Source organism: Streptomyces sp. NPDC046557, from assembly GCF_040645975.1.
GTDB lineage: Bacteria > Actinomycetota > Actinomycetes > Streptomycetales > Streptomycetaceae > Streptomyces.
This window is the reverse complement of the sequence record NZ_JBEYZH010000017.1, coordinates 44,908-58,538: the sequence shown is the minus strand read 5'-3', so window position 1 is coordinate 58,538 and position 13,631 is coordinate 44,908. Positions and strand designations below refer to the sequence as shown.

Sequence of the window (13,631 nt, the reverse complement as noted above, 5' to 3'; positions counted from 1 at the left end):
GCATCACCCGGAGACAGCCTGGCCCCAGCCCGCGGCCAGTGCCTGCTTGGCCTTGGCCTGCTGGGCCTCGCTCGGGAAGGCCGGGGTGCCGGCGACCGGCGGCAGCTTGGCGGCGGCGTCCTTGTCGAGGGTACCGGCCTTGTCCAGGGCGGCCATCAGCGCGGGGCGGGCGTGGCCCTTGAGGTAGAGGTTCTGCCCCTCGGCGCTGTAGACGTACTCCTGCCACAGGCGGGCCGCGGCGGGGTGGGGTGCGTCCTTGTTGACGGCCTGGGAATAGTACAGGGAGAACTTGCCGTCCTCGGGGACGGTGACCTGCCAGTCCACGCCCTTGTTCTTGAACTCTTCGGCGTAGCCGGCGTTGAGGTAGTCCCAGTCGATGGTGATGGGCGTCTCGCCCTTCTCGATGGTGGCCGGGGTGGCCTCGACGGGCGTGTAGTTGCCGTTCTTCTTCAGCTCGCCGAAGAAGTCGACACCCGGCTTGATGTCGTCGAAGGAACCGCCGTTCGCGAGGGAGGCCGCGTAGACGGCGGCGAAGGCGGCGCCGGCCTTGGTCGGGTTGCCGTTGAGGGCGACCTGACCCTTGTATTCGGGCTTGCGCAGGTCGGCGAAGGTCTTCGGGCACTCCTTGACGCGCTTGGCGTCGCAGGCGATGGACACGTAGCCGCCGTAGTCGTTGTACCAGCGAGCCTGCGGGTCCTTCTGGGCCTGGGGGATCTGGTCGAAGGAGGCGACCCGGTACGGGGCGAGCAGGCCCTGCTGGGCGGCGCTGAGGGCGAAGGACTGGCCGAGGTCGACGACGTCGGGGGCCCGGTCCTGGCCCTTGCGGGAGGTGATGGCGCTGATCTCGTCCTGGCTGGAGCCGTTGGGATTGTCGACGTTGACCTTGATGCCGTACTTGGCGGTGAAGCCGTCGATCAGGGCGCCGTAGTTGGCCCAGTCGCGCGGCAGGGCGATCGCGTTGAGCGTGCCCTCTTTCTTGGCTGCGGCTACCAGGGCGTCCATGCCGCCCAGGTCCTTGGCCGAGGCCGCCGTCGCCGCCTTGCCGCCGGCCGCGGAGCCGGAGCTGTCGGAGGAACCCGAGCCGCACGCGGCCAGGACGAGTGCGCTCGCGGCGAGGCCGCAGGTGATGGCGGCCGCCTTGGGCAGGGCCTGGGCGGCCCGGCGGTTCCGGATGGTGATCACGGATGTCTCCCTCAAGCTTGTCTGTACAAGTTGGCCTCAGTAGGCACGGCGTCCGTGACCGGAAGGTGAACGAGAAGGGAAAGCAGGTCGCCGTCGAGGAGTCAATCAAGCACCTCGTGATCAGCTACTTCTATGGTCAGAGGCGTCGGGTGACCGGTGCTGCCCACAGGCCCAGGCGTCAGTTACGCTGAGCCCCCACTGGGAGACTGTGCGCACAGCGACTTCGTGGGCGCTGCGGAACGGAGGGGGGACTGGTGGGGGCACGATACGAGGAGATCGCCGACGAGCTGCGGTGCGCCATCGATGCCGAGGAGTACCCGGTCGGGGCGCGCCTGCCGTCGGAATCCGAGCTCGCCGCCCGCTATGGCGTCTCGCGCGGCACCGTCCGCCAGGCGGTCGCGACCCTGACCTCCGAAGGCCTGATCGGCTCTCGGCAGGGCGCGCGGCGCGTCGTCCTGGCCGGTCGACGCAGCCAGAGCTTCGCCGAGCTGCGCAGCTTCGCCCAGTGGGCCGACGCCATGGGGCACACCTCTACCGGCCAGGTGATCTCGAGCAGCCGTCGGCCGGCCACAGCGGAGGACGCCGCCCGGCTGCACCTGGCGGACGGCGCCGACGTGCTGGAGGTGCTGCGTGTCCGCGGACTCAACGGTGAACGGGTCCTGCTGGAGCGCACCGTCTACGCGGACTGGGTCGCCGCGGACGTCGAACGCATCGAGCCGGACTGCGAGTCGGTAACCCAGCGGCTCTACGACACCACCGGGCTCGTCTTCAGCTACGGGGAGCACCTCATCGACGCCGTGGCGGCCGGCACCGCCGACGCCGAGCACCTCGGCGTCCGGCGCGGCAGCCCCCTGCTGCGAGTCCGACGCGTCACCACCACCCGTACGGGCCGCCCCGTGGAGTGGTCCGACGACCGCTACCGCCCGGACGTGGTCAACTTCAGTGTGCACAATTCCATAGGCTCCAACCCTCTGGCCCGGCAGGCGGGTCCGGGTATTGCCGGGCACTGACCGCCAGGGGCCGCCGCACCCCGAATCGACGTCCCCGAAACGCCATGCGGGCGACACCTTGCGTTCCCCCGTACGCCAGTGCCCGGTACCTGCCCGGCGCATCGTGGTGCCCGCACCGCACCACCGAAGGGACCCCGGCGATGTCCGCCAACCCCACCATCCCTCAGCCCCGTGTCCTCGTCGTCGGGATCGACGGCGTCCGGTACGACCTGCTGCAGGAGCTGCCCACCCCGAACCTGGACGGGATCGCGGAGACCGGCTTCCTGGCCCCCGTCGAGATCGACCCCGGCACCCCCACGATGTCCGGCCCCTGCTGGGCCACGATCGTCACCGGCGTCACCCCGGCCAAGCACGGCGTCTGGGGCAACAACTTCGCGGGCAACCGCCTGGACGTCTTCCCCGACTTCGCCACCCGGCTGGCCCGACTGGACGGGCGGCGCACCTTCGTGGCGGCCGGCTGGGACCCGCTGGTGATCCAGCGGGACGGCGGGCCGCTGTTCAGGGCCCCGAGCCGGTTGTCCTATGTGGCGCCCGCCGCGCATACCGCCGAGGCGTGGGAGGAGTGCGACGAGCAGATCACGGCCGAGGCCGTGCACGTGCTGTCGACCTCCGACCCGGAGGTGTCGTTCGTCTACCTGGGCGCCGTGGACGAGACCTGCCACCTGCTGGGCTGCGGCGACGACTACCGCAAGGCGGTGATCCGCGCCGACGAACGCCTCGGCCGGCTGCTCGCGGCGATCCGCCGCCGCGAATCCTGCGTCGAGGAGGCATGGACCGTCCTGGTCGTCACCGACCACGGTCACGTGGACGCCGGCGGCCACGGGGGCGACAGCCCCGAGGAGCGCACCGCCTGGCTCGCGGGTACCGGCCCGCACTTCCCGCCGGGCGTGCCCGCCGGCCCCGTCCGCCACGTCGACGTCGCCGCCCAGATATACGCCGCCCTCGGCCGTACGATCGACCCGCACTGGACCTTGGACGGCCGCCCGTTCGCCGGCTGACACGTCTTACGTACAGCGAAGACTGCGCCGCGCACCGCCACGACATTCACTACCAGTGAACCTCCGCGACGAGTTCGCAGCCCTGGCCTTCGTCCGACTCCACATGTCCGAAGGCACCGAACCGGACCCGGAGGAGTTCGCCGGGCACGACGGCATCGGTTCCGCCGAGCGGGCCCGCGAGTCTTTGTAGGCCGTCGCCGGCCTTGCTCGGATCAAGGGGTGCTCCGCCTGCCCGTCGGCGCACATCTGCACCCGCGACCCTCGATCCGAGCCAGAGGAGAACTGAACGACCGCCGGCTCGTCGTGCTCGCCGGCCGTCTCTGGATCAATCCCTGCGCTGACCAGGTGACCACTGTGCTCTCCGAGGTCGAGTGGTTGCCCACCGACCCGTCATTGATCCATCTCGCCTTGCGCAGGATGTCATTCGTACGGGTGCGGATGTACGGCCCTGAGGATCCATTCCAAGCGATGGACTCCTACACCGGCGACGTTTCCCGCATCGGCGAGACGGTGCTGGAACTCGGCACGGGGGAGTGGGATACCTTCTTCGAAGGAGGACTGGCCCATCCGGTCGGAGACCTACTGGTCATGGACCGAGTCACCCTGGAACCCGCGCGGCGCGGCTTCGGACTGGGCCCGGTCCTGGCGGGCGCGGCCATCCGTGGCCTGTCGCAGAACTGCGTCGCGGTCGCCTGCGAACCCGGCTCGGCCGACGGCCGCGACCTGACCGAAGTCCAGCACCGCGAGGCCGCAGCCAAGCTCGCGGGCACCTGGTCACGCATCGGCTTCGAGCCCTTCGCCGACGGCGTGCACGTTCTGGACCATCACCTGCAACGGCCCCACGACCTTCTGGCCGCGCGACAGCGCGACTTCAGCGCTCTGTGCCGGGCCTGGCGCGCCCACCACCGTTCGTAAGCAGGAGCCCGACCGGGAACGGTGTGAATGTTGGTCAGCGTGATTGCTGTTCTGGAGTCTGAGGGCGAGGAGGGCGAACCCGCGGTGCAGTCGCGGGCGTGGGCGCCCGGTGTGCCCGGCGTGTACCCGTGAGCGGTTCCGGCGCAGAAGGCGAGGAGAAACAACTCCTGATGGTGCCACGCTGCGGGCGGCGGTGCGTCACCTCTGTGTGGTGTCGTCATCCGCCTGCCCGGTGCCCTCGGCTGCAAGGCATGGGAACTCTCTGAGCCAAGGCGGCCGTCGGACGCAGCACCGACATCGCCGATGGCGGCTATCGGGGCACCGGCCCCGTCATCCCGCACCGCCGCGAACGCGGCCAGGCAGAACTCCCCACCTGGAAAGAGGAGCACAACACCTCCCACCACAAAGTCCGCGCACGGGTCGAGCACGCCTTCGCCCGGATGAAGAGCTGGAAGATCCTCCGCGACTGCCGCCTCAAAGGCCATGGTGTCCACCACGCCATGTTCCGCATCGCCCGACTGCACAACCTCACGCTCGCCGGATAAGGGGAGCGACCGGGCCGTCCCGCACGCCAAAGATCATTTATGGCGCCCTTGAACAACGGCACGACACCACGACTTCAACCTCAGTAATGTCTGCAAGCCCTTAGAGCTCGTAACACGATCATGAGTCGGGCTTGTTGAGGCGCCGCCAGCAGATGAGGCTGCAGGCGAGGGAGACGAAGGCGTCGTGGAGTTCGGTGCGGCGTTCCCATCGGACGGCGAGGCGTTTGAACTGGTGGAGCAGGGCGAAGGTCTGCTCGACGACGTAGCGGAGCTTGCCCATGTCCTTGATGTTCGGGGCGCCCTTGCGGGAGATGACCGGCAGGATCCGGCGTTTACGCAGCTCATACCGGTTTGGGTTGGAGTCGTAGCCCTTGTCGCCGAGCAGGGCTTCCGGACGCCTTCGGGGTCGGCCGGGGCGGCCCGCGACGGGCGGGATGCCGTCGACCAGAGCGAGGGTCTGGGTGACGTCGTTGACGTTGGCCGCGGTCGTGATGACCTTCAGCGGGGTGCCGCGTCCGTCGCAGATCAGATGGTGTTTGCTGCCTGTCTTCCGCCGGTCGACCGGCGACGGACCGGTGTCGGCGCCCCCTTTTTCGCGCGGATGTGGGAACCATCCACGCAGGCCCTTGACCAGTCGAGCCGGCCGGCCGCGTTCAGCTCGGCGAGCAGGACACGGTGCAACTGGTCGAAGACCCCGGCTTTCTGCCAGCGCTCCAGCCGTCGCCAGCACGTCTGTCCGGAGCCGAACCCGAGCTCCGCTGGCAGGAGTTGCCAGGCGATGTCGTTGTAGAGGACGTACAGGATGCCTTGCAGACACAGCCGGTCCGGCACCGGCCGCGGCCCCGGAGACCGCTCAGGCCAAGGCGGCAACAGCGGCTCGATCAGCGCCCACAAGTCGTCATCAACGGTCCACGGCCGAGTAGTCACACCGTCCCGAACGGTCGAATCGTCACACCGGTTACGCCCAACCAGGGCATCTCACCAAGATCGTGTTACGAGCTCTTAGTCGCGGACTTCCCTGACGTCGAGCCGCATTTTGCGCCATCCGCTCGGCCTGGCCGGAATCCTACTTTCCTCTTCCGTCGCTCAGGTCTTACTTACATCGCCCTCTTTATTCACGCACAGTGAGCGCGGCCGTCGGCCGGATGCGACGATGTGACACTCGTCACCGGGGAGCCTTGCAGTGATGGACAAACTGGCGCAGACATGGCGCAAACGGATGGCATGGATCGCCGGAATGGGATATTCCTGGCTGCGAACTGTCCGGCCCCGTCGCCCGGTTCGCTTCCGTGCGCGTTCCGAGAACAGTGATAGCAGCAGGTCATCCCGGCGTGGTCGATATTCCACATCAACCTCCGGGCGGGCGGAATTGCGCACCTACGCGCCCTACATTTTTGGAAACGTTGACAGGCGCCAGTTCCGGACTGTTGTATGGCTGTCGTCACGGGGGCGGGATGGCAAATGGGGGCCGGCCGGGGGTTCAGCACCGGCGCACGCATCGTATTGACCCGTTGCCATCTCCGAGTTTGGGGGAGACGCAATGAGCAAGATCAGATACACGCTTCCGATCGCTGCCGCAGCCATTGTCTTCACGGCTGGCAGCATCGCCGGTCCCGGCTTCATCCGGAGCGAGTCGGCGGCCGCGAGTACGTCAACCGTCGCAGAGGCCCCGGCGCCCACGGAAGATCCGGCGACCACGGAGGCTCCGTGGGAGATCCCGGGTACGCGGACAGTCGCGAAAACCCCCGCTCAGTTGCTACAGCTCCTGGGCGAGAGAATCAAGGCCAAGGACATCGACGGAATCATTGCTCTGCAGGAGCCCGAAGCGGCGATCGTCAATTACGACGGGTCGATCATCCGGGGCCACAAGGACATCCGGGCGTTCTATATCGACTGGTTCAAGTCCAATCCGACGCTCACGGTGAACCCTCGCCAGACTGTGCCGGCGGGAGGGCGGCGCGGGTGGGACGGCAAGGTACACAGCCGCACGGCGGCCATCATGGGCGATTACAGCTTGGAGCAGGACGCCGCGGACGGTACCCGCACCAGCTTCACCGGCAATTTCTGCGACACCGTGCAGGAACAGCCGGACGGTACGTGGCTGTACGTGCAGGACAACCCGTACCCGCCCCACGGTACGCCGGCGCCGGCGGCCGCCCACCACTGATCCGACCACCTCGGAGATCCGGCTCCTTTCTGCTCATCCGGCCGTCGTCGAACCGGCCGTGCAAAAGGGAGTTTCGATCCGGCGCGCGGAAAATCGGGAATTTCGAGGAATTCCTGCCGCCCAATGACATTCGCCATCGGGCCTGGATGGTCGACAGCGGTCACCCCAACGCGCGCGGACAGTGATGTGCCGAGACGTCGGAGGTTTGGAGCGAACGTGGACGTCAGCTTGCCCGCAGGCTTATCAGCCCCGGTTGCGCAGCAGCAGCCTCAGTGGGGAGACCCGGCGCAGGTCGAACAGGTCCGGAACGTACTGGCGACCCTCCCCCCGCTCGTGGAGACCCAATCGCTGGGCGGGCTCCGCGGCCTGCTCGCCGAAGTCGTCGCCGGGCGCGCGCAGGTGCTGCAGGCCGGTGACTGTGCGGAGGACCCCGCGGAATGCACCGCAGGCGACGTGGAGCGGAAGATGCGACTCCTCGACGTGCTCGCCGGCGTCATGGACGCGATCACCGACCGGCCGGTGGTGCGGGTGGGCCGGATCGCAGGCCAGTACGCCAAGCCCCGGTCGGCGCACACCGAGTGGGTCGGCGGCGTAGAGATCCCGGTGTACCGAGGGCACATGGTGAACGGTCCGGAGCCGGACCCGGAGGCACGACGGCCCGATCCCCGGCGCCTGCTGGCGGGCTACCGGGCGGCGAACCGGGTCATGGCCAACCTCTGTCCGACGTCGCAGGCGCGCATCGCCCCGGCTGTGTGGACCAGCCACGAGGCTCTGCTGCTCGACTACGAGATCCCGATGCTGCGTCGGGACCGGGCGGGCCGGATCGCGCTCAGTTCCACGCATTGGCCGTGGATCGGCGAGCGAACCCGCCGGCTCGACGGGGCCCATGTCGCGCTGTTGGCGGATGTGGTGAACCCGGTCGCATGCAAGGTCGGGCCGCGTATGACGGCCGCCGAACTGCTCGCGTTGTGCGAGCGCCTTGACCCCGAGAAGGAACCGGGCCGGCTGACCTTGATCGCCCGAATGGGGGCCGACGCGACCACGCATCTGCTGCCGCCGTTGGTCCGGGCCGTGCGCGCCGCCGGCCACCCGGTGATCTGGTTGGTCGACCCGATGCACGGCAACACCGTGACCACCGCCGAGGGACGCAAAATCCGAGTCGTGGAGACGATCATCAGGGAGGTCACGGCCTTCCAGGCCGCCGTCCGCGCAGCCGGCGGAACACCGGGCGGGATCCACCTGGAGACCACCCCTGACGCGGTGACCGAATGCGCCGACGTCCCCCACGACACCGACCGGATCGGTGAGAAGTACACGACGTTGTGCGACCCGCGACTCAATCCTCGCCAGGCGATAGCGGTGGTTTCGGCCTGGCAGCCGCAGAAGACGACGAACAGAGCGGAGGGAGAACCGTGCCCGGCATAGCCCCAATCCCCGCCTACCCCCTGCCGACGGCGGTGGAACTTCCCATTGGCAAGGCCCAGTGGAAACCCGACTCACGCCGGGCGGCACTGCTCGTGCACGATATGCAGCGCTACTTCCTCGCGCCGTTTGCGCCGGCGGTGCGCGACCCGCTGGTGCGCCATTGCGCGCTGCTTCGGGAGCGCTGTGCCGCGCTCGGGGTCCCGGTCTTCTACACCGCGCAACCCGGTGGAATGACGGACGAGGAACGCGGCCTGCTCAAGGACTTCTGGGGTCCGGGCATGAGGGTGGACCCCGCCGATCGTCAGATCGTCACGGAACTCGCGCCCCGGCCGACGGACCAGGTGCTCACCAAGTGGCGTTACAGCGCGTTCTTCCGCTCGGACCTGCTGGCGCGGATGCGCGCCCAAGGCCGAGATCAGCTGATCGTCTGCGGGGTGTACGCGCACGTCGGGGTACTCGCGACGGCCCTCGACGCGTTCACCAACGACATCCAGCCGTTCCTGGTCGCCGACGCAGTCGGCGATTTCTCCGCCGAGTACCACCGGCTGGCCCTCGACTACGCGGCCGCCCGCTGCTCCGTGGTCACCACCACCGAGGAGGTCTTCCGATGAACTCGACGCAGTTGCTCGAACATGTGTCGGGCCCCAATCCGGGTGCCTTCGCCCTCCTGCACCGCCCCGAGACCTTGGGCCCGGACCGCGTGGAGATCCTGCTGGGCCAGGTCGGCACCCCGGCCCGCCTCGCCGACATCCCCTCGGCCGACCAGAGCGGGCGGCCCGATGAAGCCCGGCACGAGACCTTGGTCCTGGTACCCCACCAGCAGATCGCCGAGCGAGGCTTCGCCGCCGCCGCGGACGGCTCACCGCTGCTCGCGATGTCGATAACCGACCAAAGCCAGATCACCATGTCCGAGGCGCTGGAATCCCTGCCCGACGAGCCCATCGCCCTCACCGGTGGGCGTTTCGACGCCGATGATGCGACATACGCCGACACGGTCCGCGCCGTGCTCGACAACGAGATAGGCGCCGGAGAGGGCTCGAACTTCGTCATCAAGCGCTCGTTCGTCACCACCATCACCGGGTATTCGACGCGCAGCGCACTGAGCCTGTTCCGCCGGTTGCTCACCCGGGAAAACGGCGCCTACTGGACTTTCCTCGTGCACACCGGCACCCGGACCTTCGTCGGCGCCACACCGGAGCGGCACGTCAGCCTGCGGGACGGCGTGGCGGCGATGACCCCGATCAGCGGCACCTACCGCTACCCACCCGCCGGGCCTGTCCTGTCGGAAGTCATGGAGTTCCTCACCGACGGCAAGGAGACCGACGAGCTCTACATGGTCCTGGACGAGGAACTGAAAATGATGGCAAGGGTCTGCCGCGGCGGCGGCCGGGTGAAGGGGCCGTTCCTGCGGGAGATGGCTCGGCTCGCGCACACGGAGTACGTCATCGAGGGGCGCAGCGACCTCGATCCCCGGGACATCCTGCGGGAAACGATGTTCGCCCCCACCGTGACCGGCAGCCCGCTCGAAAACGCCTGCCGGGTGATAGCACGCCACGAGCCGCGGGGCCGCGGGTACTACGGCGGCATCGCGGCTCTCATCGGCCGCGACGCCGGCGGCGCACGCAACCTGGACTCGGCCATCCTCATCCGTACCGCCGACATCCATACCTCGGATGTCGGCGACAGCGGGCACGTCGAGGTCGGGGTGGGCGCGACCCTGGTCCGGCACTCCGACCCCGACACCGAGGTCGCCGAGACCCGCACCAAGGCCGCGGGCCTGCTCTCGGCGCTGGGAGCCAAGGAGCGGCTCGACGAACACCCGCTGATCCAGCAGGCTCTGCGGAGGCGCAACGAGACGCTCGCACGCTTTTGGCTCAGCGACACCGAGTCGCGCGCCCGACCACATCCGGTGCTGGACGGCCGCCGGGCCCTGATCGTTGATGCGGAAGACACCTTCAGCTCGATGCTGGCGCACCAACTGCGCTCCATCGGGCTGACCGTGGAACTCGGCAGCTTCGACGCGTCCCACCGCTTCGACGACCACGATCTCGTCGTCATGGGCCCCGGACCCGGTGACCCGCGGGATATCGACGACCCCAGACTGACCCGCCTCACCTCGGCGATCGAGCAGTTGCTGTCCCGGCGCGTCCCCTTCCTGGCCGTGTGCCTGAGCCATCAGTTGCTGTGCCGGCACCTCGGGCTCGAACTGAAGCGCCGGGAGGTGCCGAACCAGGGCACCCAACGGGAGATCGACCTGTTCGGCTCACGGGAGCGGGTGGGCTTCTACAACTCCTACGTGGCACGCGCCCGAGCCCAGCGGTTGGAGTGCCCCGGCGTCGGCGAGGTGGAGGTCAGTCTCGACGCCGGCACGAGCGAGGTGCACGCCCTGCGCGGCCCGCACTTCGGCTCGGTGCAGTTCCACCTCGAATCCGTGCTCACCCAGGACAGCGAGCGTGTCCTGGCCGATCTGCTCGTACCGCTGATGGAGACCGCGGAGGTACTGAACGTATGAAAGCCACCCTCTCCTGGTGGGACCTGTCCGGGTCCGACCAGACCATCGACTCCTTACGCGTCTACCTGCGCGACGAGGGCGTGGATCCGTGGGCGGAGATTCACGGACTGCGGCTGAAGTTCTGGATCTCCGACCGGCAGACCAACCGCTGGGGCGCGGTGATGCTGTGGGACTTCGCCGCCGACCTGGCGGCGCCGATGCCGCCGAACCGGGCCACCGAGCTCATCGGGTACCCGCCGACCGACCGGATGGTGACCGACATCGAGGCCATCGTCGAGGGTGTCCACTCCGGCCGGCTGGTCGATCGCGGCTTGGCCTTCGAATCGATCGGGAAGCCGTCGTGAGCGGATCGCCCCCACCTGGGGTGGCCACGGAGTTCTCCACCCCGCCTGCCGAACCGATGGACCTGCTCCGGGCATGGTTCGACACCGCCGTCGCGAACGCCGTCCGCGAGCCGGGCGCACTGGCGTTGGCCACCGCCAACGCCCGCGGTCACGCCTCCAACCGGATCGTGCAGGTGCTCACGATTCGCGATACGGGTCTGGTGTTCGCCAGCCACGCCGACAGCCGCAAGGGCCGGGAGCTGGCCGAGACAGGGTGGGCATCAGGGGTGTTTCACTGGCGCGAGGCAGGCCGCCAGGTGAGCGTGAGCGGCCCGACTCGTCCGTTGCCCGACGAGGAGTCCGACGCCCTGTGGGCCGCCCGGCCGGTCGGCACGCACCCGATGTCGGTGGCGTCGCACCAGAGCGCGCCGCTGCTGGACGAGGACGCGTTGCGGGAACGGGCCCGGGAACTGGGTCGGGGCGGCGTGACCCTGCCACGCCCGGTCCGTTGGCTGGGCTATCTGCTGGAGCCGGCGTCGGTCGAGTTCTGGCAGGCCGACCAGTTTGACCGGTTGCACCGGCGGCTGCGCTACGAGCGCGACGGTCGCGGCTGGCGTACGGGCCGACTCCAACCCTGACTGTGCACCGGACCGTGGACTACAGAGGAAGAAGGGCAAGCCGATGTGTGGAATTACGGGCTGGGTCTCGTTCGACCGGGATCTGACTCAGCAGCGCGTGCGACTCGACGCGATGACGGAGACCATGGCCTGCCGAGGGCCGGACGCCGCAGGCGTCTGGCTCGACCGGCACGCGGCCCTCGGTCATCGGAGGCTGGCGGTCATCGACCTCGAAGGCGGCACCCAGCCGATGACGGTGCACACCGACGACGGCCCGGTGGCGATCACCTACAGCGGTGAGGTCTACAACTACACCGAGCTCAGGAGCGAGCTGCTCCGTCGGGGTCATCGCTTTGAGACCCGCAGCGACACCGAGGTGGTGCTCCACGGCTACGTGGAGTGGGGCGAAGCGGTCGCCGAACGGCTCAACGGCATGTTCGCGTTCGCCGTCTGGGATTCCCGGGTCGAGAGGCTCGTGATGATCCGCGACCGGATGGGCGTCAAGCCGCTCTACTTCTCCAATACCGATGACGGGGTGCTGTTCGGCTCGGAGGCGAAGGCGATTCTCGCCAACCCGCTGGCGGACCGCGCGGTCGACCTCGCCGGACTGCGGGAGTTGGCCAGCTTCACCCAGACGCCCGGGAGTGCGGTGTGGTGTGGGATGCGCGAGGTGGTCCCGGGCGGCGTGGTCACCGTCGACCGCTCCGGCCTGCGTGAGCGCCGTTACTGGACGCTGCCCACCCGTCCGCACACCGACGACCGGAAGACCACCGTCGCCACAGTGCGCGAACTGCTCGAGGACATCGTCAGCCGACAGATGGTCTCCGACGTCCCGCGCTGCACCCTGCTCTCCGGCGGCCTGGACTCCAGCGCGATCACCGCGCTGGCTGCCGCCAAGCTCGGTCGAGCCGGGGAGCACGGCGAGGCCGGCGAAAAGGTGCGCAGCTTCGCGGTGGACTTCGTCGGACGGGAGGACGACTTCGTCGCCGATGATCTGCGTGCCACGACGGATGCCCCGTACGCGCTCGAGGTGGCCGCACACGTCGGCTCGCAGCACGAGTCCATAGTGCTCGACCACGCCGCGATCGCCGACCCGGCGGTACGCCGAGCCGTCATCACAGCGCGGGACAGTCCCCTCAGCCTCGGTGACATGGATGCCTCGCTCTACCTGCTGTTCCAGGCCATCCGCCGGCAGTCCACGGTCGCCCTGTCCGGCGAGTCCGCCGACGAGGTCTTCGGCGGGTACCGTTGGTTCCACCAGCCGGAGGTCCAGGCCGCGGACACCTTCCCATGGATGGCCGTCTTCGTCAGCGGCGCGCGGGCCCAGGTGTCGGACCGGTTCAACGCCGACATCACCGCCGCTCTCGACCTGCCGACCTACATCCGCGACCGCTACTCCGAGGCGGTCGGCGAGGTCGAGCGGGCGGAGGGCGAGAGCGACCACGAGATGCGGATGCGGGTGATGTGCCACCTGCACCTGACGCGCTTCGTCCGGATGCTCCTGGAGCGCAAGGACCGGATCAGCATGGCCGTCGGGCTGGAGGTCCGGGTCCCCTTCTGCGACCACCGGCTCGTGGAGTACGTCTACAACACCCCGTGGTCGTTGAAGACCTTCGACGGCAGGGAGAAGAGCCTGCTTCGCGCCGCGACCGCCGACCTGCTGCCCAAGTCGGTGCTGAACCGGGTGAAGGCTCCCTACCCCGCCACCCTGGACCCGGCGTACACCAGTGCGCTGCTGCAGCAGTCCAAGGAACTGCTGACGACAGACGACCCGGTCTTCGACCTGGTCGACCGCAGCTGGCTGCAGGACATCACGCGGCAGGACTCGGCCACCATGCCGATCGATGTCCGCAACGGCATGGAGCGCGTGCTCGACCTGAGCACCTGGCTGGACGTCTACCGCCCCGAACTCCGGCTCTGACGGCCGAAGTCCCGAT

Annotated in this window: 13 protein-coding genes and 1 pseudogene; 12 read left to right on the top strand and 2 right to left on the bottom strand. The window is 68.7% G+C overall.

Annotated elements, in window-relative coordinates; genetic code table 11:
• Positions 1 to 3: 3 nt before the first annotated feature.
• On the bottom strand, positions 4 to 1,146 hold the full coding sequence (locus ABZ934_RS24505) for an extracellular solute-binding protein (protein ID WP_361317085.1): 1,143 nt from the start codon (positions 1,144 to 1,146) through the stop codon (positions 4 to 6).
• Between the two features lie 290 nt (positions 1,147 to 1,436).
• Here ABZ934_RS24505 and ABZ934_RS24500 point away from each other — a divergent pair, with 290 nt between their 5' ends.
• From ABZ934_RS24500 to ABZ934_RS24480, 5 genes and pseudogenes are all read left to right on the top strand, one after another.
• On the top strand, positions 1,437 to 2,192 hold the full coding sequence (locus ABZ934_RS24500) for a GntR family transcriptional regulator (protein WP_361316950.1): 756 nt from the start codon (positions 1,437 to 1,439) through the stop codon (positions 2,190 to 2,192).
• 140 nt (positions 2,193 to 2,332) lie between these two features.
• A complete protein-coding gene (locus tag ABZ934_RS24495) occupies positions 2,333 to 3,190 on the top strand; it encodes an alkaline phosphatase family protein (RefSeq protein ID WP_361316948.1) in 858 nt (285 codons plus the stop codon).
• 55 nt (positions 3,191 to 3,245) lie between these two features.
• Positions 3,246 to 3,380 (top strand): hypothetical protein, encoded by a 135-nt coding sequence (locus ABZ934_RS24490; RefSeq protein ID WP_361316946.1) that lies wholly within the window; start codon positions 3,246 to 3,248, stop codon positions 3,378 to 3,380.
• Positions 3,381 to 3,409: 29 nt separating this feature from the next.
• Positions 3,410 to 4,105 (top strand): hypothetical protein, encoded by a 696-nt coding sequence (locus ABZ934_RS24485; RefSeq protein WP_361316944.1) that lies wholly within the window; start codon positions 3,410 to 3,412, stop codon positions 4,103 to 4,105.
• A 266-nt stretch (positions 4,106 to 4,371) separates the two neighbouring features.
• Positions 4,372 to 4,650 (top strand): annotated as a pseudogene (locus ABZ934_RS24480) (transposase); the annotation flags it as partial.
• 118 nt (positions 4,651 to 4,768) lie between these two features.
• Here the strand turns inward: ABZ934_RS24480 and ABZ934_RS24475 are convergent.
• Positions 4,769 to 5,577, bottom strand: a protein-coding gene (locus ABZ934_RS24475; protein ID WP_361316941.1) for an IS5 family transposase whose coding sequence is annotated in 2 segments (ribosomal slippage) — positions 4,769 to 5,257 and positions 5,260 to 5,577 — 807 coding nt in all. Because the reading frame shifts where the segments join, the coding sequence is not laid out codon by codon here.
• A gap of 613 nt (positions 5,578 to 6,190) precedes the next feature.
• On the opposite strand from ABZ934_RS24475, the gene ABZ934_RS24470 reads away from it, so the two are divergent.
• The 7 genes from ABZ934_RS24470 (at position 6,191) to asnB (ending at position 13,615) form a co-directional block, all read left to right on the top strand.
• Entirely contained in the window at positions 6,191 to 6,817 is a 627-nt protein-coding gene (locus tag ABZ934_RS24470) for a hypothetical protein (protein ID WP_361316938.1), read from the top strand.
• Positions 6,818 to 7,033: 216 nt separating this feature from the next.
• Positions 7,034 to 8,242 carry a 3-deoxy-7-phosphoheptulonate synthase gene (locus ABZ934_RS24465; RefSeq protein WP_361316936.1) on the top strand — a complete coding sequence of 403 codons (1,209 nt, stop codon included), beginning with the start codon at positions 7,034 to 7,036 and terminating at the stop codon, positions 8,240 to 8,242.
• Positions 8,230 to 8,853, top strand: a complete 624-nt coding sequence (locus tag ABZ934_RS24460) for an isochorismatase family protein (protein ID WP_361316934.1) — start codon at positions 8,230 to 8,232, stop codon at positions 8,851 to 8,853. Before ABZ934_RS24465 ends, ABZ934_RS24460 begins: the two co-directional genes overlap by 13 nt.
• Entirely contained in the window at positions 8,850 to 10,754 is a 1,905-nt protein-coding gene (locus tag ABZ934_RS24455) for an anthranilate synthase family protein (RefSeq protein ID WP_361316931.1), read from the top strand. Before ABZ934_RS24460 ends, ABZ934_RS24455 begins: the two co-directional genes overlap by 4 nt.
• Positions 10,751 to 11,098: a hypothetical protein gene (locus tag ABZ934_RS24450; protein WP_361316928.1), complete on the top strand. Its 348-nt coding sequence runs from the start codon at positions 10,751 to 10,753 to the stop codon at positions 11,096 to 11,098. The genes ABZ934_RS24455 and ABZ934_RS24450 overlap by 4 nt, the downstream gene beginning before the upstream one ends.
• Positions 11,095 to 11,715 carry a phenazine biosynthesis FMN-dependent oxidase PhzG gene (phzG, locus tag ABZ934_RS24445; protein ID WP_361316925.1) on the top strand — a complete coding sequence of 207 codons (621 nt, stop codon included), beginning with the start codon at positions 11,095 to 11,097 and terminating at the stop codon, positions 11,713 to 11,715. Before ABZ934_RS24450 ends, phzG begins: the two co-directional genes overlap by 4 nt.
• Before the next feature lie 43 nt (positions 11,716 to 11,758).
• Complete coding sequence (asnB, locus tag ABZ934_RS24440; protein WP_361316922.1) at positions 11,759 to 13,615, top strand: asparagine synthase (glutamine-hydrolyzing); 1,857 nt, start codon at positions 11,759 to 11,761, stop codon at positions 13,613 to 13,615.
• Positions 13,616 to 13,631 lie beyond the last annotated feature (16 nt).

What these genes read in the sequence shown, in the direction of transcription:
- asnB (WP_361316922.1), top strand. Translation starts at nt 11,759, where the DNA reads ATGTGTGGAATTACGGGCTGGGTCTCGTTCGACCGGGATCTGACTCAG.
- ABZ934_RS24470 (WP_361316938.1), top strand. Translation starts at nt 6,191, where the DNA reads ATGAGCAAGATCAGATACACGCTTCCGATCGCTGCCGCAGCCATTGTC.
- ABZ934_RS24495 (WP_361316948.1), top strand. Translation starts at nt 2,333, where the DNA reads ATGTCCGCCAACCCCACCATCCCTCAGCCCCGTGTCCTCGTCGTCGGG.
- ABZ934_RS24455 (WP_361316931.1), top strand. Translation starts at nt 8,850, where the DNA reads ATGAACTCGACGCAGTTGCTCGAACATGTGTCGGGCCCCAATCCGGGT.
- ABZ934_RS24450 (WP_361316928.1), top strand. Translation starts at nt 10,751, where the DNA reads ATGAAAGCCACCCTCTCCTGGTGGGACCTGTCCGGGTCCGACCAGACC.